27 protein-coding genes, 1 tRNA gene and 1 pseudogene are annotated in these 20,789 nt (G+C 38.7%); 15 read left to right on the forward strand and 14 right to left on the reverse strand.

Annotation, left to right across the window (positions count from 1 at the left end; translation table 11 throughout):
• Window positions 1-59 precede the first annotated feature (59 nt).
• The 8 genes from FJR08_RS09615 to FJR08_RS09650 form a co-directional block, all read right to left on the reverse strand.
• A complete protein-coding gene (locus FJR08_RS09615; RefSeq protein ID WP_015079021.1) occupies window positions 60-896 on the reverse strand; it encodes a phycobilisome rod-core linker polypeptide in 837 nt (278 codons plus the stop codon).
• 37 nt (window positions 897-933) lie between these two features.
• Window positions 934-1,533: a HEAT repeat domain-containing protein gene (locus tag FJR08_RS09620; protein WP_015079020.1), complete on the reverse strand. Its 600-nt coding sequence runs from the start codon at window positions 1,531-1,533 to the stop codon at window positions 934-936.
• Between the two features lie 85 nt (window positions 1,534-1,618).
• The gene (locus FJR08_RS09625) at window positions 1,619-2,449 is read right to left on the reverse strand and encodes a HEAT repeat domain-containing protein (RefSeq protein ID WP_168633012.1); all 831 of its coding nucleotides are present in this window, start codon (window positions 2,447-2,449) and stop codon (window positions 1,619-1,621) included.
• A 16-nt stretch (window positions 2,450-2,465) separates the two neighbouring features.
• Window positions 2,466-2,705, reverse strand: a complete 240-nt coding sequence (locus tag FJR08_RS09630; RefSeq protein ID WP_015079018.1) for a phycobilisome linker polypeptide — start codon at window positions 2,703-2,705, stop codon at window positions 2,466-2,468.
• A gap of 49 nt (window positions 2,706-2,754) precedes the next feature.
• Window positions 2,755-3,615: a phycobilisome linker polypeptide gene (locus FJR08_RS09635; protein WP_015079017.1), complete on the reverse strand. Its 861-nt coding sequence runs from the start codon at window positions 3,613-3,615 to the stop codon at window positions 2,755-2,757.
• A 292-nt stretch (window positions 3,616-3,907) separates the two neighbouring features.
• Window positions 3,908-4,396 (reverse strand): phycocyanin subunit alpha, encoded by a 489-nt coding sequence (gene cpcA / locus FJR08_RS09640; RefSeq protein WP_015079016.1) that lies wholly within the window; start codon window positions 4,394-4,396, stop codon window positions 3,908-3,910.
• Between the two features lie 82 nt (window positions 4,397-4,478).
• Window positions 4,479-5,000: a phycocyanin subunit beta gene (locus FJR08_RS09645; protein WP_015079015.1), complete on the reverse strand. Its 522-nt coding sequence runs from the start codon at window positions 4,998-5,000 to the stop codon at window positions 4,479-4,481.
• A gap of 617 nt (window positions 5,001-5,617) precedes the next feature.
• Window positions 5,618-6,553 (reverse strand): RluA family pseudouridine synthase, encoded by a 936-nt coding sequence (locus FJR08_RS09650; protein ID WP_168633013.1) that lies wholly within the window; start codon window positions 6,551-6,553, stop codon window positions 5,618-5,620.
• Between the two features lie 226 nt (window positions 6,554-6,779).
• Here FJR08_RS09650 and FJR08_RS09655 point away from each other — a divergent pair, with 226 nt between their 5' ends.
• From FJR08_RS09655 to FJR08_RS09715, 13 genes and pseudogenes are all read left to right on the forward strand, one after another.
• Entirely contained in the window at window positions 6,780-7,820 is a 1,041-nt protein-coding gene (locus FJR08_RS09655; protein WP_168633043.1) for a response regulator, read from the forward strand.
• 247 nt (window positions 7,821-8,067) lie between these two features.
• Entirely contained in the window at window positions 8,068-8,292 is a 225-nt protein-coding gene (locus FJR08_RS09660; protein WP_015079012.1) for an AbrB/MazE/SpoVT family DNA-binding domain-containing protein, read from the forward strand.
• The gene (locus FJR08_RS09665; RefSeq protein ID WP_168633014.1) at window positions 8,289-8,681 is read left to right on the forward strand and encodes a type II toxin-antitoxin system death-on-curing family toxin; all 393 of its coding nucleotides are present in this window, start codon (window positions 8,289-8,291) and stop codon (window positions 8,679-8,681) included. The genes FJR08_RS09660 and FJR08_RS09665 overlap by 4 nt, the downstream gene beginning before the upstream one ends.
• A gap of 195 nt (window positions 8,682-8,876) precedes the next feature.
• A complete protein-coding gene (locus tag FJR08_RS09670; protein ID WP_168633015.1) occupies window positions 8,877-9,461 on the forward strand; it encodes a Uma2 family endonuclease in 585 nt (194 codons plus the stop codon).
• An 18-nt stretch (window positions 9,462-9,479) separates the two neighbouring features.
• Window positions 9,480-9,707: pseudogene (locus FJR08_RS23585) on the forward strand (site-specific integrase); the annotation flags it as partial.
• Between the two features lie 184 nt (window positions 9,708-9,891).
• On the forward strand, window positions 9,892-10,908 hold the full coding sequence (locus tag FJR08_RS09680) for an adenine-specific methyltransferase EcoRI family protein (RefSeq protein ID WP_015079008.1): 1,017 nt from the start codon (window positions 9,892-9,894) through the stop codon (window positions 10,906-10,908).
• A 177-nt stretch (window positions 10,909-11,085) separates the two neighbouring features.
• The gene (locus tag FJR08_RS09685; protein WP_168633016.1) at window positions 11,086-11,403 is read left to right on the forward strand and encodes a DUF433 domain-containing protein; all 318 of its coding nucleotides are present in this window, start codon (window positions 11,086-11,088) and stop codon (window positions 11,401-11,403) included.
• Window positions 11,403-11,804, forward strand: coding sequence for a DUF5615 family PIN-like protein (locus FJR08_RS09690; RefSeq protein ID WP_168633017.1), 402 nt, complete (start codon window positions 11,403-11,405; stop codon window positions 11,802-11,804). The genes FJR08_RS09685 and FJR08_RS09690 overlap by 1 nt, the downstream gene beginning before the upstream one ends.
• 519 nt (window positions 11,805-12,323) lie before the next feature.
• The gene (locus FJR08_RS09695) at window positions 12,324-12,776 is read left to right on the forward strand and encodes a hypothetical protein (protein WP_168633018.1); all 453 of its coding nucleotides are present in this window, start codon (window positions 12,324-12,326) and stop codon (window positions 12,774-12,776) included.
• Window positions 12,674-12,934 (forward strand): transposase, encoded by a 261-nt coding sequence (locus FJR08_RS09700; protein ID WP_168633044.1) that lies wholly within the window; start codon window positions 12,674-12,676, stop codon window positions 12,932-12,934. The genes FJR08_RS09695 and FJR08_RS09700 overlap by 103 nt, the downstream gene beginning before the upstream one ends.
• A gap of 50 nt (window positions 12,935-12,984) precedes the next feature.
• Window positions 12,985-13,224 carry a hypothetical protein gene (locus tag FJR08_RS09705; protein ID WP_168633019.1) on the forward strand — a complete coding sequence of 80 codons (240 nt, stop codon included), beginning with the start codon at window positions 12,985-12,987 and terminating at the stop codon, window positions 13,222-13,224.
• The gene (locus FJR08_RS09710) at window positions 13,211-13,636 is read left to right on the forward strand and encodes a type II toxin-antitoxin system VapC family toxin (RefSeq protein ID WP_168633020.1); all 426 of its coding nucleotides are present in this window, start codon (window positions 13,211-13,213) and stop codon (window positions 13,634-13,636) included. The genes FJR08_RS09705 and FJR08_RS09710 overlap by 14 nt, the downstream gene beginning before the upstream one ends.
• Window positions 13,637-13,715: 79 nt before the next feature.
• On the forward strand, window positions 13,716-14,528 hold the full coding sequence (locus FJR08_RS09715) for an Rpn family recombination-promoting nuclease/putative transposase (protein WP_168633021.1): 813 nt from the start codon (window positions 13,716-13,718) through the stop codon (window positions 14,526-14,528).
• A 22-nt stretch (window positions 14,529-14,550) separates the two neighbouring features.
• Here FJR08_RS09715 and cobA read toward each other — a convergent pair whose 3' ends face one another.
• The 3 genes from cobA to FJR08_RS09730 are packed head-to-tail and all read right to left on the reverse strand — an operon-like array spanning window position 14,551 to window position 16,475.
• Window positions 14,551-15,306, reverse strand: a complete 756-nt coding sequence (gene cobA, locus FJR08_RS09720) for a uroporphyrinogen-III C-methyltransferase (protein WP_015079002.1) — start codon at window positions 15,304-15,306, stop codon at window positions 14,551-14,553.
• Window positions 15,299-16,111, reverse strand: coding sequence for a sirohydrochlorin chelatase (locus FJR08_RS09725; protein ID WP_254435726.1), 813 nt, complete (start codon window positions 16,109-16,111; stop codon window positions 15,299-15,301). Before FJR08_RS09725 ends, cobA begins: the two co-directional genes overlap by 8 nt.
• On the reverse strand, window positions 16,095-16,475 hold the full coding sequence (locus FJR08_RS09730) for a DUF4359 domain-containing protein (RefSeq protein ID WP_015079000.1): 381 nt from the start codon (window positions 16,473-16,475) through the stop codon (window positions 16,095-16,097). Before FJR08_RS09730 ends, FJR08_RS09725 begins: the two co-directional genes overlap by 17 nt.
• Window positions 16,476-16,595: 120 nt before the next feature.
• Here FJR08_RS09730 and FJR08_RS09735 point away from each other — a divergent pair.
• A tRNA-His gene (locus FJR08_RS09735) sits at window positions 16,596-16,668 on the forward strand.
• Window positions 16,669-16,701: 33 nt separating this feature from the next.
• Here the strand turns inward: FJR08_RS09735 and FJR08_RS09740 are convergent.
• Complete coding sequence (locus tag FJR08_RS09740) at window positions 16,702-17,916, reverse strand: RNA-guided endonuclease TnpB family protein (RefSeq protein WP_168633022.1); 1,215 nt, start codon at window positions 17,914-17,916, stop codon at window positions 16,702-16,704.
• Window positions 17,917-18,286: 370 nt separating this feature from the next.
• On the opposite strand from FJR08_RS09740, the gene FJR08_RS09745 reads away from it, so the two are divergent.
• Window positions 18,287-19,678 carry an amidase gene (locus tag FJR08_RS09745; RefSeq protein ID WP_168633023.1) on the forward strand — a complete coding sequence of 464 codons (1,392 nt, stop codon included), beginning with the start codon at window positions 18,287-18,289 and terminating at the stop codon, window positions 19,676-19,678.
• Between the two features lie 258 nt (window positions 19,679-19,936).
• On the opposite strand, the gene FJR08_RS09750 is transcribed toward FJR08_RS09745, so the two are convergent.
• Entirely contained in the window at window positions 19,937-20,422 is a 486-nt protein-coding gene (locus FJR08_RS09750) for a hypothetical protein (RefSeq protein ID WP_015078998.1), read from the reverse strand.
• Between the two features lie 178 nt (window positions 20,423-20,600).
• Window positions 20,601-20,780, reverse strand: coding sequence for a hypothetical protein (locus tag FJR08_RS09755; protein ID WP_168633024.1), 180 nt, complete (start codon window positions 20,778-20,780; stop codon window positions 20,601-20,603).
• Between the last annotated feature and the right edge of the window lie 9 nt (window positions 20,781-20,789).

Consider the following 20,789-nt stretch of genomic DNA (forward strand, 5'->3'; position numbering starts at 1 on the left):
GTTGTTGGTTATTTTTACCAATTACCAATTACCAATTACCAATCACCAATCACCAATAACTAATTTTTGGCGTTAGCAGGAATATAACGATAAGGTAAAGAAACTGCTACAGGTTTAATTGTGGGTTGTTCTTGATGATCTCTGCTTGTATCAGGGATTTCGCTGCTACTAACAAAAGATTGGGCAGTGGCCAAACTCCGTTGGTAGTTGCATTCGTTGGTAATAATAGACCCAGCCATAATGAAGAAGTTGGCAGGAATTGCCCGACGGATATCTGCTGTAGTTAGTTGTCCTGATGTGCGGATGCTATAGTAGGAACGGCCAGCCATTTCGCGAATGTTTTGGGTATCGCGCCAGTCAGAACCATAACGGGGGTTAGCCAGGTTAAAGGGGCGTGAACCAAAACGACGACGTTGGTAGGGGACAACATCATCACCAAAGTTATCTAAATACTCGTCTGATTCTAATAAAGCATCTATAAAACCGTGTAAACCTTTGGTCGCAATGACAATTGACCAAGCGATTTCTTCGGCTTTGTTGTAAGCAGCCCGGCCTAAGAACCGTTTTAAGGTGATGTCAACTAAGCGATAGTTGGAGTTGGTATCTGCTACTTGGGTGCGGTAAACCTCTGATTTACCTAAACCCCGGATAAAATCACGCAGGGTAATTGCCCGATTTCGCAGTTGTGATTCTAAAGCGGTTTGCTTATAGCTGGCTAAAATCAGGTGTTCGCTGAAAATTTGGCGGTATGCAGCCCAGATGATGCTATCAATATCTTGATCTGAGGTAGCCCGATCTAAGCGATAAATAGTTGGGGTGTCTTCGTTGGGGACTTCATAACCTTCTACTCGCTGGTTTTGCGATTTGGGCGCGTATTCTAGTAGTGGTATTGACATCTTTACTTTTACCTTGTTATATGGTATATAAATCAGTTTACTGGCTACAGGCCAACTGAACGCGAGCGCGAACTGCTTTTTCAGGATCGTTAGTCAGCATTAATTGAAATTTAGCAAGAATAGGCGATTGGACTAGAGCTACTTTTGCTAAAGCTTGTAATCCAACAATAGCAGCATAACGAATTGACCAGTCTGTATCTTCACAGATAAAGAGAAGTGTCTCTAGGGCGCGGTTGATGGCTATTTGACTGGCGGAAATGTCTAGCTTCTGCCAATGTAGATTTCCTAGTCCCTTAGCAGCGGCACGGCGAACACTGGGGGCAAAATCAGTGAGTGTTGTAGAGATGAGAATATCCAAAGCACGGGGATCTGCGATCGCTGCGAGAGTGCGAATCGAATAAGCCCGTGCGCCATAGTTATAATCATCAATTTGGTCTAGCAATTGTGGAACTGCTATTCCTCCCAACTGCGTCAATGCTGCTGCTGCCACTATGGCTGCTTCTGGATTGTTATAACCAAAGACAGCAATTAAGGTCGGAATTGCCGATGGATCTTTGGCTGCTGCCAGATTTTTAACTGCTGTCACCATCTGGGAAGGTGTGTCTGCTACGGTAATAGCCCGAATTAGTTCATCCATTTTTCCGTTGTCAGTGGTCAGTGGTCAGTGGTCAGTGGTCAGTGGTCAGTAGTTTTACAACTGACAATTAACAACTGACTACTGACTACAAGAGTGAATCCATGAGATTCATGACTCGGATAGCTTGTTCAGAAATACCAAAAGTATCAGACTGTTTTGGCAGTTGATACTCTAATAATCCTTTCAAAGCGATAAGTTTAAAGCTATTTTCCACTTGCGTTTGGGCGATCGCTTCTGCTGCGGCCAAATACCCAATTGCCCCCAAGTCCCCCAAAACAACGCGGCGCATTTTCAAATCACCTGTGGCCAAAGTTGTCACTAATAACTCACCATAAATAGAGTCTTGTGTCAGTTGGTACATGGCTCTGGCGGCGGAGCATTGCAATCGAGGAACTGAATGCTTGAGAAAAGGCTGAACAAGGGAAGTAGCCTCAGTTGCACCCATAGCTCCCAAGGCTTCTATTACTGCTGTATAGGGCTGGGTAAGGTGGGGAAAACCAGGTACTTGTACAGCAGCCTCAACTCCCCCATCTAGCAGTTTTATCAGGGCTGGTAATGCGGTTTTATCTCCAAGCATAGCTAAAGATTGGGCTGCTGCTTCGCGGACATAAAAATCAGCACATTCTAAACACCTAATCAAACCTGGTACGGCTTTTAAATTGCCTAATTTACCAAGCGCCCTGGCAGCATTACGCCGTAAGGGATAACCACCCAGTTCGGTTCTGTCAGATTCATCCTCTAGCGCAGCAATGAGCGCGTCTATGGCTTCTGGCTGACGAACTCGGAACTTACCCAACCACCAAGCAGCATAATAGCGGAGACTTAAATCTGATGATTGCAGGTTAGCAATAGCTATCTCTGGTGTCAGATTTGGTGCATTCTGGGCAGAATATTCTTCTCCACTGGTTTCTATCATTGCCAGGAAGTTATACTTATTCTGCTACTGTCAAAGCTTCAATTTTGACGATTCTGCCACCTAAACGGCTAATCCGCTGCATTTCTTCAGTCATGCGTCCGTAGGGTACGGTAATAAATACGCTACCACTGCGGCGAATGTCGAATTTATTTTTGTCGGTTTCTTGATTTTGCTTTAAGCCGACAACTTCGTAACGAAATACGCGGCTGGCAGATGAAGAAACACTACTAGCACCAAGTGTGGTTTGACCGAACATTACTTCTATATCTCCTATGATGAGTTTTGTCGGTGAATAGCACCGGATCTTACGTAGAAATTACGCTGACAATTTTGCCGCCAACTCTCTGAATTTGCTGCATTTTGTCTAGAAGGCGCTCGTAAGGGACAATAAATACTGTGCTGCTACGGCGCACACTGGGGTATCCAGGATTGCGAATGCCTGTAACTTCAACACGGTAAGTGCGATTCGATTGTCCTACGGCATTACCGAGATTTTGCTTAGGAGCGTTATCCGCAGATACACGGAAACCCCAATTATCGTTACTACCAGATGGGCCAACAACTGAGGAAGATTTATTACTAGCTAATTCCCGCGCTAAACGAGATTTAGAACCTTCTACTTGAGCAGTATCGCTGTTGGCATAACCACGATATAAACGGAACATCCGCGTAAAACCAGCGGCACTTTGTCCTGCTTGAAAATCAAAACCGCGATAGTAGGGAACAACACTTTCCCCAAAGCTGTTTTGATATTCTTGAGAATCAATGTAGGAGTCAATTTCCGCGTCGTAACCTTGGTTAATATATAAGTCTAAGTGATAAGTTACTTCGGACTCATTGTATGGTGCGCGACCCAACAAATGTTTATAGTTGAGTTCAATTAACCGAGTTTGGAAACTGTTGTAGAAGAATTTAGCTTTGTAGAGTTCTGATTTAGCCACGCTGCGAACAAACTCGCGCACGCTTAAATTCCCATCACGGAGAAGTGATTCTGCACCAATCAAACGATCTGATGCCAATATATAATCATTCCCTAAGACTTGCCGATAAACGGCACGAATTACCGCTTCGACTTCTTCGCGGCTGGGGTTAGGGCGCAGTTCAACTCTGCGTGCGTCACTAAAAGGCTCTGTTCCCAGTCTGGAAGCTGCTGTTGTAATTGCCATATTTTTCCCCTTTATTGTGCCGAATTTTGGCTGAATAAAGCTTGGTCAGTGGTCAGTTGTCAGTTGTCAGTTGACTCTTGCCTCTTAACCTATTTTATTTGTAGATAAAACTATGCCCGGAGCTAGATCCAATTGCTAGGTGAACCAGAATTATCATGTATGGTCTTAACGCCACCTAAGTCCCAATCGGAATACTTTCCAACTTACGCAGTGACTCCCCATGAATAACTGGCAAACCCCTTGAGGGGTAACTCCATCTAACAATTGTATCCCTCTCCGGGCATGACGCTATCTAGCTAAGAGCGTTGATTGCGTAGTCAATGTAGGTATTAGCTTCGTTAGCAGCTTGACCGCTCAAACCATGACTAGCTTTGATAGATTTCAAAGCTTCTACGTACCAGCTAGGAGATAAGTCGAAAGCTGCGTGCATTTCAGTCAAACCAGCAATCAAGAACTCATCCAAAGGACCTGTTCCACCAGCAACTAGGCTGTAGGTGATGATGCGGAGGTAGTGACCAACGTCACGAGCGCATTTAGCTTTACCACGGCTATCAGCTGCAAATTGATTGCCTGGTGTAGAGGTGGTGTAAGGGAATTTGCTGTATACAGCGCTGGTAGCGCCGTCAATTAATTTTTGAGCGTTAGCTGTCAAACCACGAGCAGCTTCCATGCTGGCAGCAGCACGAACTAGACGACCATTAACTGCTTGTAATTCGGTGTTGCTTAAAAAGCGTCCTTGGGTATCAGCAGATGCGATTGCTTCGGTAATTGGTGTTTTCATTGGTGAAAATCTCCTAGATAGTTTCTTGCTTGTTTTACTGGGAAAAGCTCAATTAAGATTCGAGCTAATTTGTAATGAATTGTTAGGCAACAGCAGCCGCAGCGCGGTCGAAGTAGCTTGCAACTTCAGAAACCAAAGAACTGCAATCACCTTTGGTGATACCGTTAGGATCGTTAACGATAGCGATCGCTGCTTCTTTCATTTTACCAACACCAACTGCTACGGAAGAACCAGGAGTACCCAAAGCTTGGTATGTTTCGCGCAAACCATTTAAGCAACGGTCATCAAGAACACTAGCATCACCAGCGATCGCTGCGTAGGTTACATAGCGTAAAATGATTTCCATGTCGCGGAGACAAGCAGCCATACGACGGTTGGTGTAAGCGTTTCCACCAGGAGCGATCAAGTTGGGTTGTTCTTCAAACAAAGAACGAGCCGCGTTGGTAACGATAGCGGAAGCGTTGCTGGTAATGCGGTTAACAACATCTAAACGCTTGCTGCCGGAAGCTACAACTGCGGTTAAAGCATCTAGTTGTTCGGTGCTGAGGAATTCGCCTCTAGCGTCAGCTTGGGAAACAACTTTGGAAAATACATCTAATGTCATGGACTCTAATCTCCTAAATTACTTAGTTGAGAGATGTCTAAATTAAAACTAATTCGGATTTGTTCGCAACGGAGTCAAATCAAAGCGTCTCTCATTTTGTCTTCTCATCTACCAGTTTACAGTTTAAAAACCAGAAATTATGAGAGTCAAGGGGAATTTTTTGAGAAACCGGCAAACTTGATGAATTGCCTGCTTTTTTCAACTTTCTCCTGTTGTTTAACCCCTACAGTTTATGTTTATACAATGCCATAGAGCCATTATTTGTTACAAATTATGAATAAATAAGATCGTCGCCTACAAACTAGCTCAAATCCTTTATACACAAGGATTACAACTGATAAAAAGTCAATATTTTTGTTACACAACTTTACATTTTTTGACAACAATCGCAATATTCAGCAGTTAAAGATTGTTTTAATTTTCCAGAAACTCACTATCATAAATGGATTACAGCAGTTTTTTGTTGTATAAGTTTTAGCTAAGTTTTGTTAAGAATTGTTAAATTTACATTTCTAAATATTTGGAAAACCTGCTACTTTTTCCCCCCAGGGGGGATATAAATATTAAAAAAGCTATATTCACAAATTGAGAATAAATGGCTATTTTTGCAGAAATTCTTAATAAAGACCACTACGACGGCGTAACACTTCCAGTAAAGTTGCAAAGCTGCGGGGAAGGGGTGCTGTCACTTCCACCAAATTTCCAGAAGCGGGATGTTGTAGCTGGAGTTTCCAAGCGTGTAATGCTTGTCCTGGCAAATTTACGCCGAGGGAATGACCAGAACTATAAATGGGGTCGCCAACGAGAGGATGACCCATTTTGGCACTGTGGACGCGAATTTGATGGGTCCGGCCTGTTTCTAGTTGAAAGTGAATTAATGTGTAATTTCCAAAGCGTTCTTTTACTCGCCAATGGGTGATAGCATTACGTCCACCATCTTCTATAGAAACGATGGCCATTCTTTTGCGGTCCTGGGGATTGCGACCAATGGGTAAGTCTATACTTCCGGTTTCTGTTTTGGGGACACCGTAAATTAAACCTAAATATTCTCTTCTGGCGGTTTTTGCTTGTAGTTGTGCTTGTAGATGTTGATAAGCCAGGTCTGTTTTAGCGATCGCAATCGCTCCCGTTGTATCCTTGTCCAAACGATGGACAATTCCCGGACGCTGAATGCCACCAATTCCCGGTAAATTGGGACAGTGTGCCAAGATAGCATTAACTAAAGTTCCGTCAGGATGGCCTGGTGCGGGGTGGACAACCAAACCGGCGGGTTTATTGATAATAATTAACTCGTCGTCTTCATAGAGGATGTCTAGGGGAATATTCTCGGCGATTATTGCTAAAGGTTGAACGGTGGGAATTTCGAGGGTAATGAGATCGCCTGTTTTCAGGTTAATCTTCTTAGATGTGCAGATGAGATTATTAATTTGGACATGACCCTGTTCTATTAACTGCTGGATGCGAGAACGGGATAAATCTGATAACTCTTGGGATAGGTAACGATCTAGGCGATCGCTATTTTCGGTAACTTGGATATTATTAATTGCAGACACGATTAGGTATTGGGTGATTTAAGAAACATTGAGCTTAAAAATTAGAGGTGTTCGGGTCAAACCTCTAGACTTCATTTTTTCATATTATGTTTAACATACTTTTTTATTTCTCTAAAAAATCTATAGTAACCTAAAAGTAAGAATTCAAGAATTAGAATTTAAAACCTTTGTAAAATCCAGTAATTAAATGATCATGAGAGAAAATTTTAATGATCAATCTCAGAGTATGAATACAATTCCGATTAGTAGATATAGATTTTTCCAAAAGCTACAACCAATTACTTTATTAAAGAAGATTACTAATAATTCTTTTACTGGTTGTTTACAAGTCTTTAGCGAGTCGGGTGCTTGGTCAATATATATGGATCAGGGTAAGTTGATTTACGCTGGTTACTCCGAAGAAATGTTTGAACCTCTTTACCGAAATTTACAGCAATTAAGTCAGCAAATTTCTACTCTTCCTATGGGTATCAACGAACAGGTACGGATGATTTTTGAAAAAGATATTGAGAATCAATCAATCCCCAATCCGGATTATTTAGCAATTTGTTGGTTAGTTGATCAAAAATATATTAGTCACGTCCAGGCTGCTTTGCTGATTGAACAATTGGCGCTGGAGGTTTTACAATCATTACTGAATTTAGAATATGGCAGTTATGAATTTGTTCTTCATACTTTTTTAGATAATCTCCCTAAATTTTGTCATTTGAATTTAAGAACTTTAGTGGAACAATCTCAATCAGGGGTTAAGGTTAATGTTCAGAAAAATTTGAATTTTGAAAATCATTATCAGTCAAATTCACATAGCAAAAATCAGGAGCAATTACCCAAAAATAATTCTGAGCAAGTTGATTCTGAACCACATATAAATCAGCCGATTAACCCTCAAGTTACTGCTAGAAAGAAATACAGTATTTTGGGTGTGGACGATGATTATAGCATATTAAATGCTGTGGAAAATTTTTTAGATGAGCAAATATTTTCTGTGCTGAAATTCATGGATTCTTCCCAAGCTTTAATGGAAATTCTGCGAGCGCAGCCAGATATAATTTTACTAAGTGTAGAAATGCCTAATTTAAATGGCTATGAAATCTGTTCTTTATTACGGAAGCACACGCATTATAAAAATACTCCTGTGATTTTGATGACTGAAAGAATGGGATTAAGAGATAAAGCCAAAGCTAAGTTTGTGAAAGCTAATGGTTATTTAGAAAAGCCTTTTTCCCAAGGAGATTTACTGAAAATAATTTTTCAACATATTGTGTGAAAATTCAGTATTCAGGTTAATAAACCCTGACAGGATGACAATACCTATCAATAAAAGGTTATCAAATTTAGCTGCGTAACAGCTTACAATCGGGAAATATTGAGGATTACATTTATCCAGTGTAATCTTCATCTATCACTAAGTGACTGACTAAAGTAAAAAACCACATCTTCAAGGAACTAATATGGGGTGGTTCATAAAATATGTTATTACAATAGTATTACTCTGATAAAGAAGCTATTAACTTATGTACACCTTAAAAATTCGTAGAGTTGGAAATTCCTTGGGCTTAACATTACCTAAAGAAGCCCTGGAAAAACTTAAAGTTCAAGAAGGAGACAGCGTATTTGTCACTGAAACCCCAGCAGGTGTTATGATAACTTCTTGTAATCCTGATTTTGAAAAAGCAATGGAAGCCTACAAAAAAGTCAGCACAAAATACAGAAATGCACTTCATGAGTTAGGGAAATGAATGGAATTTTCTGGTTAGATGAAATAATTGTTACAGCTATACATGAAGACCAATTAATACAGCATGGTGGTCTTGCAGGTGTGCGAGATAACAGTTTGTTTGTAGCTAGTTTAGATAGACCAAAGAATTTACTTGCTTATGGTGAACCTACACCCAGTATATTTGATTTAGCAGCGGCTTATGGTTATGGATTTGCTAAAAATCATGCTTTTATAGACGGTAATAAACGGGTAGCTTTCGTAGTAATGGCTATCTTTCTGGAATTAAATGGATATTCGTTGGATGTTCCAGAACCGGAAGTTGTTTTAATAATGGAACGACTAGCAAACGGCCAAGAAAGTCAAGAAACCATATCAGAATGGCTTCAAGAAAATTCTATTCAATATTAAAGGGTATTCGTAGTTTACCAGACTATTACTTCCAAATTTCCGGGGGGTAAATTCACGGATTCGGTAATCAGCAAGTTACCAGATTGATCAATTTTTCCTTTGAGTTTGTATGCTTGCATGATGTTTTTCATAAGACTCTGTTTTTATATTATCTCCCGTTGAGCAAAATTCAATCTCTAAATTTGGGTTTAAATTATGATAACTACACTCATTGAACGAGAAGCAGAACCAATTTTAATTAGCGACTTAACCTGGAGAGAATTTAAAGCTGTTGAACAGCTAATTGAGCGCCCAGGGTTAAGGTTATCCTTTTTAGATGGAGTTTTAGAGATTCGGAAAATGCCAGGGAAAAAACACGAAACTATCAAAGAACGTATTGGGGCTTTACTAGAAATTTATTTAGAGTTTTTGGAATTAGATTTTACTCCTACTGGTTCTGTCACACTAGAAAATGAATTTGAAAAGGTTAAAAAAGAAGGTGATAAATCTTATGAATTGGGAGCAAATAGAAAACGCCCTGATTTAGTGATTGAGGTGGTTGTTAGTAGTGGAGGAATTAATAAACTGGAAGCATATAAACGGTTACAAATTCCTGAAGTCTGGTTTTGGATGAATGATGAATTATTGTTTTATAGTTTAGGAAATGAGGGGTATGAAGCTGTTAGTAAATCGCAACTTTTACCGAGTTTAGATGTAGATTTATTGATGGGTTGTATTAATATAGAAAATCATGCTCAAGCGCTGCGGCAATTTAGAGCAGGGATAAAAGTTACAGGATAAAAATAACAGAATCTTTAGGGAATAGCGATGAAAGCAGCAGCACATAATTTAGGTCATACTGTTGATGAACATACAAAGACTTATCAAAGATGATTTGGGATGGAAAATAGGAAAAAAGCCTTTGGTGAGGTAATTAGTCAAAAGTCGTTAATTGAGTTGCAGAAGAATGAAATATTGGTGTTAAGGATGGAGAATGAAAGGTTGAAGTTGGAGGTGGAAAAGTTTAAATTTTTGGAGAATGTCTAACAATCCAATAGTGCTTGAGCCTGATCACATCTTGTACCTGCTCTAGCAGTTTTTTAGGACGTTGTTCCATAGGACATTATGCAGAGAAATTCTGTATAATACCAAGGGATATACGGAAAAATTCTATATAATCTCATTACACGGATTTAACCAAATTACCAATAACGAATAATACGGGTTGATAATGGCAAGAAAAGTACAGCACTCTTTGTTGAAAAAAGCAAAACAAAACAAAAATGACGAGTTTTATACACAGCTTTCAGATATAGAAAATGAGTTAAAACATTATAAAAGTCATTTTAAAAATAAAGTAGTTTTTTGTAATTGCGATGATGCTCGGATTAGCAATTTTTTTAATTACTTCGCATCAAATTTCGCAGAATTGGGTATTAAAAAATTAATAACAGCTTGTTATAGAAAACAAGAAAGGGATTTGTTTAATACCGAAGAAGTTGAAAATGGTTTTTTCTTTGAATATACAGGTGTAGAGGGAGAAAGAATTAAACCAAGTTCAACTGACATCGTTCATTTTAAAGGTGATGGCGATTTTCGTAGTGCTGAAAGTATCGAACTATTAAAGCAATCCGATATTGTTGTTACTAATCCTCCATTTTCATTATTTAGGGAGTATGTGGCTCAATTAATTAAATACGATAAAAAATTCTTAATAATTGGCAATATTAATGCTATCACCTATAAAGAAATATTTAAGTTAATTAAGGAAAACAAGGCGTGGTTAGGAATAAACCTTGGTAGAGGTATTTCAGGTTTTATTGTCCCCGAACACTATGAACTCTATGGCACAGAGACTAGGATTGATAGCTCTGGAAATAGAATAGTTTCTCCAAACAATTGTCTATGGTTAACTAATTTAGACACTTTTAAACGACACGAAGGTATTACTCTCACAAAGAGATATTTTGGAAACGAAATTGAATATCCCCATTATGACAACTATGATGGTATTAATGTGAATAAAACACAAGACATACCATTAGACTACAAAGGATTTATGGGTGTACCTATAACATTTCTACATAAATTCAATCCCGATCAGTTTGAAATAATTAAATTTAGAAAAGGGAATGATGAAAAAGATTTGTCAATAAATGGAAAATGTCCATATTTTAGGATTCTAATCAAGAATAAACGAATATTGACTGAATTATCTAACAATAGAGGAATACCACAAGTGCGATAGCGAAGCGCTGCTGCAAGCAGTGCGATCGCTGATCTTGTAGGTTGGGTTGAGGAACGAAACCCAACATTGATATAATAATATTAGTCGGTTTTAGTGTTGGCGATGCCCTTGGCAACCACTTTGTGGTATCGCTTATTTTCAAGTTAGGATGAAATAAGCGAGAGAGATTTTGTTGTCATGAATAAGAGGACTCAACTGCTCGAAGTAATTGCAGCTTTACCAGAGGAATTAGTTGACCAAGCATTGAATTACGTGCAAATGTTGCAACATCCAATTCAGATTACACCTGGAGTTTGTGGGGGACAAGCGCGAATTAGAAATACACGAATTCCCCTATGGACTTTGGTAGCATATCGTCAACAAGGTGCGCCGGATGAAGAATTATTGGCAAATTATCCTGGATTGACTGCGGAAGATTTAAGTGCAGCTTGGCATTACTACGAACAAAATCCCGAACAAATCGATCAAGAAATTGCCCAAGATGATTTAGTTTAATGGCATTACAATTTTACTCCAACGAAAATTTTCCGATCACAATGGTAAACTTACTCAGATCGGAGGGACACGATGTATTAACTTCCTACGAAGCAGGTCAAGCAAATCAAGGGATTCCTGACGATGTTGTTTTGCAGTATGCCACAGCGACAGGTCGCATTTTGATTACGGAAAATCGCCAAGATTTTATCGATCTACATCGCACTGCACCAAATCATGCTGGCATGATTATTTTTAAACACGATCGTGATTATACTGGGAAAGTCAAGGCGATAATTGATTTTTTGGATGAGGATAGTCGCACCTTAGAGAATCGTTTGTTGCGGGTTATGAAGCAAAATATAAAAGCAGTCGGACAGATTTTTTTCGTACAAGAGTATGGTAGAAATGGTGAAGATTAAAATTAAAATGTTGGGTTGCGCGATCGCTTAACCCAACCTACGATTTTTGACTAATTGAAGTTCCAAATAAAACCTGAGTGCGATCGCTGATCTTGTAGGTTGGGTTGAGGAACGAAACCCAACATTAACGATATAATATCTAAAAAAGAACTGAAAACTATAAATTAACTGAAAGGGCGATAACATCTTACACCGGCTCTAATAACTTTTTGGGGCGTTGCTCCATATCGTTGGTGTTTTTTCAATATCCGTTCGCGCCCCTGATGGCGAAGCTGTTATGCTGAACCTACCTGAGTTCGACGTAAGAGAATAACTTACAAGTGTTGACTGGAAAGAGTTTCAGGATTAAATAAATTTTTAGCGGTTGTCAATAATTTTCGGTTGTTGACAATTGATTGGGAATAAATAATATAAATTGTAAATTTTTCTTAAAAACCATTAAATAACATTATTAATCATTCTCAAGATTGCACCAAAGATTTAAGAATAAAGTAGTTGTTTGAGCAAGGAAAATGGACAATGGAATTAGAACAATTATTTTGTGCAATAGATGATTTCTGTTGGGATTTTGAAGCAAAATTGAACTCAGAACTAATTTCGAGCCAGTCACAAAAAAGAAAAAGAAAAAGTCGCTTATGTTTAAGTGAAGTCATGACTATTATTGTTCATTTTCACCAATCAAGTTATCGTAATTTTCAGGACTATTATCAAAAAAGCATTTTAACAAACTACCACAGATATTTTCCATCTTTAGTGAGTTATAATCGCTTTGTTGAATTAATGCCTGATGCTTTACTGCCTTTAATTTGTTATCTTAATAGTCGAAAAGGTCAATGTAGTGGCATCTCTTTTATTGACAGCATGGGTATATTTGTCATAATAAAAGAGCAAAAAGAAATAAAGTTTTCCGTGGCTTATCGGGCTGGGGCAAGAGTTCTGTGGATTGGTACTTTGGATTTAAACTTCATTTAATTATTAATGAACAAGGCGAATTATTAGCTTTTCAAGTTACTCCCGGAAATGTTGATGACCGGAAACCAGTTCCTACTTTGGCACAAAATTTATGGGGAAGACTTTTTGGAGATAAAGGATATATTTCTAAAAATTTATATCGAACTCAGGTGGTTTAGTAAAAACATTTGTTGCTAAACTATAATCAGGGAAACACCAAAATCAAATTATGAACTTAAATACAATTCAACAAGATATTGCATCTCTTCCTCCCGATGCACAACAAATCATAGTCGAACTCGTAAAAGTCCTGAAAAAACGCTATCTTCTGAATCAACAAGAATCTTCAGAAAATTCCTTGCCAGACTGGTCAGACTTTATCGGTTGCATAGAAGCTGAAACAGACCTCTCACAAAACTATAAAAACTACTTAGATCGTGAAATTAATCAAAAATATGATCATAGTTGATACAGGCTTTTGGTTAGCTCTTGCTAATAAAAAAGATGCAGTTCATATATCCGCCAAAAAACGATTTCAAGATTTAGCTAATCAGAAATTTATTACAACCTGGTGTGTCGTCACAGAAACGTGCTATCTATTACAAAAAAGAGTAGGAATAGATGCTCCAAAAATCTTTATTAATAAAATTTCCACAGGAAAGCTACAAATATTTGATCTCAAACAACATCATTGCCAGCGTATTGAAGAACTAATGGAAAAATATAAAGATTTACCGATGGATTTAGCCGATGCCTCTCTCGTTATTCTGGCAGAAGAATTAGGTCATGGACAAATTTTATCAGTTGATTATCGAGACTTTAACACCTATCGCTGGAAAAATACAGAACCCTTTGATAACCTATTTCATGAGTTTTTATGACTTAGTACCTACATCTCGAACATGAAGCGATCGCTAATCCTGTAGGCTGCATTAATAAAATGTAATAAACCTTTTTAAAATGAAAACAGACAGCATATTTTACCGATTGTTTCAAGAAATACCCAGCATATTTTTTGAACTTATTGGTAACTCTCCCCAACTAGCAGAACTTTATCAATTTTCATCAGTTGAAGTCAAACAAACAGCCTTGAGAATAGATGGAGTTTTCTTACCTAACCAAAATACAGATAACCCCATCTACTTTTTAGAAGTACAATTTCAACTAGATACGGATCTCTACCATAGACTTTTTAGCGAAATCTTTCTTTACATCCGCCAAAACAAACCCAAAAATAACTGGAATGCTGTAGTTATCTATCCAACGCGCAGCATAGATACACAAGATATTCAGCATTATCAGGAATTTTTTACGAGTCAACGAGTTAGAGTTATTTATCTCGATGAATTAGCAGAAACAACATCTTTACCCATTGGTATTGCTACAATAAAACTAATCATCGCTAACCCAGATAATTCCATTACCCAAGCTAGAGAATTAATCACCAGAACTAAACAAGAAATAGATTCTCAATTTCAACAGCAACAAGTATTACAAATCATCGAGACAATTTTAATTTACAAGTTTCCAAGAATGAATAGGGAGGAAATAGAAGCCATGTTTGGATTAAGTGAGTTAAAACAAACCCGATTTTATCAAGAAGCAAAAGAAGAGGGAATAGAAGAAGGTGAACACAAAGCCAAGTTAGACGCAGTTCCTGGTTTGATAGCATTGGGTTTAACTAGAGAACAAATCGCACAGGTTTTAAATTTAAGTTTGGCAGAAATTAGCGAGATTATTCAACAACAGAATATCAACACAAAGGACAAATAAAAAGGATTTAATCAGTGTAACCCTAACCAAACTTTTCCTGTACAGAATCAGATAATATACCGTGCATTTTAACGACTGCACCAATTACAGCTATTGCCGGTGCAAGAAATCCCTTTGCTTCCACTTGTTCTACAATTGTCCCCAATTCACCAATTAATTCTTCCTGTTCTGGCCGAGTTCCCCAGCGAATTAAAGCAATAGGTGTATCTAAACTCAATCCAGCTAGAGTAAACTGTTCAATAATGTAGGGTAAATTGTGAATACCCATATAAATTACGATAGTTTCCGAACCGTGCGCTATGGCTTGCCAATTTACCTGGGGTTTATACTTACCGGCGGATTCATGTCCAGTTACAAAAGTAACAGAAGAACTATAAAGACGATGGGTTAAAGGAATACCAGCATAGGCCGCTGCGGCGATTCCTGATGTAATCCCTGGCACAACTTCCACGGAAATCCCGGCGGCTACTAATTCCGCCATTTCTTCCCCACCACGACCGAAGATAAAAGGATCACCACCTTTAAGCCGAACAACTATGGCATTATTCTCCGCTTTCTCAATCAGTAATTGGGTGGTGACTTCCTGTAACAGTGAATGTCTACCCATGCGTTTACCCGCATTGATTTTTTCTGCTTCAGGATTGATCATTTCCAGCACTTCTGGACTCACCAAAGCATCATAAATAACCACATCTGCACAGGCTAATAAACCCTTTCCTTTGAGAGTCATGAGTCCAGGATCTCCAGGTCCAGCACCAACTAAATAAACTTTACCCAAAAACTTTGTCCTCTTCTTTGATGAAATTCTCGATTAAATTCGCAAATTCTCGACTTGTTCCTAATGGTTGTGCGAGTTGAAAACTGACTGATGGAAATTGTAATTTTAGCGTTTCTACTGCCAGAGCGATCGCATCAGTTATCCCACCTGTAAATAAAAAATAGGGGAAAATCGCAATTCGTCCATAACCAGCGGCTATCAATTCCTGTACTCTGACTTCTAAACTGGGAGGGACGGACCAATAAGCTGTAACTGCGTCCACAGTAGCTGCTATATTTTCCACAGGGGCATGAGAACCAGCCCGTCGGCTACCATGAGCCAAAATAATAGATACATCTGCTTTAATCGTAGTCATCATCCCCGCAAAAAACTTTTCTAAACCAGGATAACTACCAATATAAGGACGCAATTCTATTGTCATTCCTTCAGTTATGGCCTGTTCTGCAAGGGCGATTTCTGCGGGAATATCAGTCATAACATGAAATCCCGGTAACAAAAATAGGGGGATAATTTGCACCCTTTGACAACCAAAAGCCTGAACACGATGAGCAAAATCTTGAATTTGCAGGTGTAAAGGTTGGATATTAGCCTCTAGAGTAGCAACACCTACGAAATTTTCACCTTGGGGTAATATCTCACTTAACATTCCCGCTAATTGCTGCATAGCAATATCTGGACGAGGATCACGACTCCCATGAGACACTAAAAGATAAGCTGTAATTTTATTAATTTGCATATTTGGGGACTGGGGACTGGGGGACTGAGAAACACAGGAGAAAGATGCTAATTTATTTTTCTTCAGCATTGTAAGTATAAAATTGATTCAATGCTCCCACTGTTTCAAATTTGTATCCTGGTATCCAAGAATCAAGTTTGATTTCCGTGCGGTAAATACTAAAGATTATATAGTCTTGTCGGTTAGTTGTGGTGGTAATCAGTTCTTTGATGTGTGGTGTGGCGGATTGAAGCAATTCTTGACAATTAACTTTGATTAATTTTTCCAAGAAACTTGGTGTTTTGTGACAGACATCAGCTTCTAAATATGTTGTCAGCTTTTGAACGGCATATTGTTCATATTCACCCTGATTGGGGTTAGTTTTCGCCATAATTGCTCCCAGGACGGTAACGCTCGCTGCTCCTACACATATAAGAATAGTCAAAGGTTTCATATTCTAGCCTGAACTGGTATATTTATTAGTCTTTTAAACACTACCAAGAAAATTATCTAATTTCTGCTAAAAAAAGCTTGATTATTTTCTGGAGGTAATGCTATACTCACAGAGTGAATGGCGAGCGTAGCCAAGTGGTTAAGGCAGTGGTTTGTGGTACCACCATTCGTGGGTTCGATCCCCATCGTTCGCCCTATTAAATTATGACTCTTTGACACTCCCCGGTCTAAAGACACGGGGATTCTTTGTTCAAGGACATGACTTGCTCATCCAGGATTTCTCCAGCACGAGTAGAGGTCTTATCTCCCAAAGCGTTGCTCATGTCTAGCATGAAAGTTCCGGTATGCCCTACCGTACTCAATCCTCGACTCAGGATATTTCTAGCTGCATTTTCATCTCTATCCATTACACAACCGCATTTACAAATATGCGTTCTGGTGGATAAAGATTTTTTGATAACTTCACCACACCTAGAGCATTCTTGGCTTGTGTATTGCGGATTAACCGCTACTGTGACTCTCTTAAATACTTTTCCAAAATATTCAAGCCAGACACGAAACTGATACCAAGATGCGTCGTTAATAGACTTGGCTAGACAATGATTTTTCACCATATTTTTAATTCTCAAATCTTCATAGGCTATCAAGTCGTTAGACTGAACTACGCACCGTGCTAATTTAATAGCATGGTCTTTACGTTTCCTACTTATTTTGAGGTGGCGTTTACTTAAAATCTGTCTAGCCTTGCCTCTATTTTTTGAACCTTTGACTTTCCTAGAAACACGACGTTGTGAACGTTTAAGAACCTTTTCTCCCTCACGAAGAAATTTAGGGTTCTCAATCATTTCACCATTGGAATCTGTGTAGTATTCTTTTAAGCCTACATCCAATCCAATCGTACTTCCTGATGGAGTTATATCTTCTTGGCGATTAACGTCAATACAAAACTGACAATAATAACCATCAGCCCGTTTGACTAATCTGACTCGTTTGATTTGATTTATTTGATAAAAATGCAAATCACGAGTCCCTTTTATTTTTAATCTACCAATACCTTTTTTATCGGTAAATGTGATAGATTTACGATCTTCTGAAAGTTTCCATCCTGATGTTTTGTATTCAATAGAACGGCAATCTTTTTGAAATTGAGGATATCCTTTTAAACCAGGAATATTCTTCTTGGAATTATCATAAAACCGAGAGATAGAAGACCATGCTCGTTCAGCACTGGCTTGTCTAGCCATTGAGTTAAGTTCATTAGCGAATGGAAAATTAGCTGCTAAAACAGCACAATATTTCTGCAAGTCGTTTTTGCCCGTGTCTTTTATGTCCATCCATAGCCGAATACAGCTATTGCGAACGAATTGAGCGGTACGAATTGCATCATCTATTGCGCTGAATTGAACTGATTTTCCGTAAGTCTTGAACTCAAAAACTAGCATCGTTTTCACCTCCAGTCTTATACTACATTTTGTGCAGTAAGATAGTCAAGATGATTAATGGTGAAATATTGAAGGCGGTTAAAACCGTGGTCAGTGAGCTTGTCGAACTGCCCGTGCCGTTTTTCATCCCCTGTCTAAAGCACGAAAGACGGAACTTCGTTCCTGTTTCTCAGGGGCTTTCAAACTTTCCAATCTATCCTGTAAGTTGAGAGTTGTTGTAAAGTATAAAAACACGAATTAGACCTTTTGTAGAATTCGGGAAAAGGAGAGTATTTTCCTGTCAACTTTTCCGATTCTTGCAATAAGTCCAATAGCGATAATTCTCAAAAATCCTGCTAAAGTCACAAGTGAAGTTGGCAAATTTATATCTATGAATAACAATGATTTAGCTTTTACCCCAGCTTTAGAGTTAGCGCAATTAATCCGTCTGCGGGAAGTGTCACCTCTAGAGTTGGTGGAAGTATATTTAGAAAGAATCGAACGCTTAAATCCCCAACTGGGAAGTTATTTTACAGTCACGGCAGATTTAGCCATTGCTGATGCTAAAAACAAAACAGAATTACTGACAACGACTTCAGAATTACCGCCATTTTTTGGTGTACCAATTTCCATTAAAGACTTAAGTGCGGTTGCGGGTGTTACTTGTACTTACGGAAATTCGGCACTGTTAAATAATATTGCTAATCATGATGATGGTGTAGTTACCAGAATTAAACAAGCTGGTTTTATTATTCTTGGTAAAACCGCAACTTCGGAATTAGGTTCTTATCCTTACAGTGAACCTGCGGGATTTCCCCCAGCGAGAAACCCTTGGAATTTAGAATATACTCCTGGTGGTTCTAGTGGTGGTGCAGCATCATCAGTAGCAGCGGGATTAAGTGCAATTGCCCAAGGTTCAGATGGTGGTGGTTCAGTGCGTGGTCCGGCGGCTTGCTGTGGTGTTGTTGGCATCAAACCAGCCAGAGGCAGAGTCTCTAAAGCCCCTGTAGGCGATCGCTTGGGGGGCATTGCGGTGGATGGTCCCCTTGCCCGCACAGTGGCTGATGCAGCGGCTATGTTAGATGTGATCTCTGGCTATGTCACAGGTGATCCTTATTGGCTACCAAATCCGCAACCATCATTTCTCTCTGCAACTCAAGTCAAATTAGATAGTCTGAAAATTGCCTTTAGTACCAGTATTCTGCCCTTTGGAGAAGCTGACGCTAACTGTAAACAAGGAGTATTAAAAACCGTCGGGTTATTAGCACAATTTGGACATCAAGTTGAGGAAAAATACCCAGATTTTAGTAGTTTAATCGAACCATTTATAGTAGTTTGGCAAGCTGGAATAGCAGCAGCAGGAATTCCTTCGCCAGCCTTACAGCCTTTAAACCAATGGTTATTAGCAAAAAATGGTTCTGTAGCTGAATATCTGCAAGCACTTTCCCAAATGCAAATTGTCTCCCGGCAAATTATCGCATTTTTTGATACTGTAGATGTATTGGTATTACCAGTTTATCTCCATTCTCCCATTCGCGTCGGTGAATGGGCAGATTTGAGTGCGGAAGAAACATTTGCCAAAATTGCCCATTGGGTCGCGCCTTGTCCTGTTGCAAATGCTACCGGATTACCTGCGATCGCCCTTCCTGTCGGTTTCGATAGTCATGGTTTACCCCTAAGTGTACAGTTAATTGGTAAACCTGCGGCTGAGTCTACCTTAATTAGTTTAGCAGCGCAATTAGAAGCCGCTAACCCTTGGATTCAACATCGTCCAGCACTTTAAGTCAAAATCAGGATTTACAAAATGTCAGAATCAGGATTTACAGGATTTAGAGATTTACAGGATTGTTATTCTTGAAATAATCTGAAAAACAGAAAGTTTGCAAATATCTGCATATTGAATCCTGTTAATCCTTCAATCCTGAGCATCCTGATTCAGACAGAGAAATAATCTGAAAAACAGAAAGTTTGCAAATATCTGCATACTAAATCCTATTAATCAATTAATCTTAATAATCCTGATTCGGACTATAAATTCCAATTAATTAGCCAGTTTTTCCTGTTCACGGGCATCTACTACTAAAACTAAACAAAGTGCGGCAACTGCTTTTTCCCATTCTTGACGCACTTTCACATCTTCCACACCATCAAATAAACCCACCAACCGAGGAACGGCTTGTTCTAAAGCTGCGTGGGGTACGGGACGATGTAATTCAACTAAGTGATTGATACTTTCTTGATTATTGAGAAAACCAACCACCCATTTTGTTGTATGATCTGGACTGTCGGGAACACGCTCAACTCCTAACTCGTTTTTTAGCCAATCATAAAAAAGTGGTAAATGTTCAGCTAATACCGCACCGGCTGTAGGTAAGGTTTTTTTGAGTAAGCTAATATCTAAACTGTCTAATTCTTGTTTCAGAGCCGGTGAATTTAGTACCTCATTTAACGGTGTGGAAAGTATTGCTGTTATTTCCGATTCGGAAAAATCTAAATTTTGGGTGAAAGTTGAAATTAGAGATTCCATTTTCTACACTCCAGAGATTATTCCATTGGCTGTACAATGATTATAGCAATGCAATAATATAACTTGTTACAGGGTAATGACTTATCTATTTCTTTTATACTGGAGTATCCACCAAAATTAATCAAAAAATCAGATTTTCTTTTCGATTTATTATTTGATATTTGTTTACAAAAATTAACTAACTGACAATTGATTTTGCATCACAAACAATACATACCCCGCCATATTTTTTCAGAATTGGTCTAATGGCTTCAGCTATTTGATGTTCTTGTTCTTCATTGCAAATGGTCATATTTCTCAGCTTATTTATGTTGATAATGATAGGAACCGGTGCTTTTTTAGGAACATCATCTGCCACAACTTGCAC

Origin of the sequence: Dolichospermum sp. UHCC 0260 (assembly GCF_009711985.1) — a bacterium.
In the GTDB taxonomy this organism is placed as follows: Bacteria; Cyanobacteriota; Cyanobacteriia; order Cyanobacteriales; family Nostocaceae; genus Dolichospermum; species Dolichospermum lemmermannii.

What these genes read in the sequence shown, in the direction of transcription:
- FJR08_RS09615 (WP_015079021.1), bottom strand. Translation starts at nt 896, where the DNA reads ATGTCAATACCACTACTAGAATACGCGCCCAAATCGCAAAACCAGCGA.
- FJR08_RS09620 (WP_015079020.1), bottom strand. Translation starts at nt 1,533, where the DNA reads ATGGATGAACTAATTCGGGCTATTACCGTAGCAGACACACCTTCCCAG.
- FJR08_RS09625 (WP_168633012.1), bottom strand. Translation starts at nt 2,449, where the DNA reads ATGATAGAAACCAGTGGAGAAGAATATTCTGCCCAGAATGCACCAAAT.
- FJR08_RS09630 (WP_015079018.1), bottom strand. Translation starts at nt 2,705, where the DNA reads ATGTTCGGTCAAACCACACTTGGTGCTAGTAGTGTTTCTTCATCTGCC.
- FJR08_RS09635 (WP_015079017.1), bottom strand. Translation starts at nt 3,615, where the DNA reads ATGGCAATTACAACAGCAGCTTCCAGACTGGGAACAGAGCCTTTTAGT.
- cpcA (WP_015079016.1), bottom strand. Translation starts at nt 4,396, where the DNA reads ATGAAAACACCAATTACCGAAGCAATCGCATCTGCTGATACCCAAGGA.
- FJR08_RS09645 (WP_015079015.1), bottom strand. Translation starts at nt 5,000, where the DNA reads ATGACATTAGATGTATTTTCCAAAGTTGTTTCCCAAGCTGACGCTAGA.
- FJR08_RS09655 (WP_168633043.1), top strand. Translation starts at nt 6,780, where the DNA reads ATGAATACAATTCCGATTAGTAGATATAGATTTTTCCAAAAGCTACAA.
- FJR08_RS09660 (WP_015079012.1), top strand. Translation starts at nt 8,068, where the DNA reads ATGTACACCTTAAAAATTCGTAGAGTTGGAAATTCCTTGGGCTTAACA.
- FJR08_RS09665 (WP_168633014.1), top strand. Translation starts at nt 8,289, where the DNA reads ATGAATGGAATTTTCTGGTTAGATGAAATAATTGTTACAGCTATACAT.
- FJR08_RS09670 (WP_168633015.1), top strand. Translation starts at nt 8,877, where the DNA reads ATGATAACTACACTCATTGAACGAGAAGCAGAACCAATTTTAATTAGC.
- FJR08_RS09680 (WP_015079008.1), top strand. Translation starts at nt 9,892, where the DNA reads ATGGCAAGAAAAGTACAGCACTCTTTGTTGAAAAAAGCAAAACAAAAC.
- FJR08_RS09685 (WP_168633016.1), top strand. Translation starts at nt 11,086, where the DNA reads ATGAATAAGAGGACTCAACTGCTCGAAGTAATTGCAGCTTTACCAGAG.
- FJR08_RS09690 (WP_168633017.1), top strand. Translation starts at nt 11,403, where the DNA reads ATGGCATTACAATTTTACTCCAACGAAAATTTTCCGATCACAATGGTA.
- FJR08_RS09695 (WP_168633018.1), top strand. Translation starts at nt 12,324, where the DNA reads ATGGAATTAGAACAATTATTTTGTGCAATAGATGATTTCTGTTGGGAT.
- FJR08_RS09705 (WP_168633019.1), top strand. Translation starts at nt 12,985, where the DNA reads ATGAACTTAAATACAATTCAACAAGATATTGCATCTCTTCCTCCCGAT.
- FJR08_RS09710 (WP_168633020.1), top strand. Translation starts at nt 13,211, where the DNA reads ATGATCATAGTTGATACAGGCTTTTGGTTAGCTCTTGCTAATAAAAAA.
- FJR08_RS09715 (WP_168633021.1), top strand. Translation starts at nt 13,716, where the DNA reads ATGAAAACAGACAGCATATTTTACCGATTGTTTCAAGAAATACCCAGC.
- FJR08_RS09725 (WP_254435726.1), bottom strand. Translation starts at nt 16,111, where the DNA reads ATGCTGAAGAAAAATAAATTAGCATCTTTCTCCTGTGTTTCTCAGTCC.
- FJR08_RS09730 (WP_015079000.1), bottom strand. Translation starts at nt 16,475, where the DNA reads ATGAAACCTTTGACTATTCTTATATGTGTAGGAGCAGCGAGCGTTACC.
- FJR08_RS09740 (WP_168633022.1), bottom strand. Translation starts at nt 17,916, where the DNA reads ATGCTAGTTTTTGAGTTCAAGACTTACGGAAAATCAGTTCAATTCAGC.
- FJR08_RS09745 (WP_168633023.1), top strand. Translation starts at nt 18,287, where the DNA reads ATGAATAACAATGATTTAGCTTTTACCCCAGCTTTAGAGTTAGCGCAA.
- FJR08_RS09750 (WP_015078998.1), bottom strand. Translation starts at nt 20,422, where the DNA reads ATGGAATCTCTAATTTCAACTTTCACCCAAAATTTAGATTTTTCCGAA.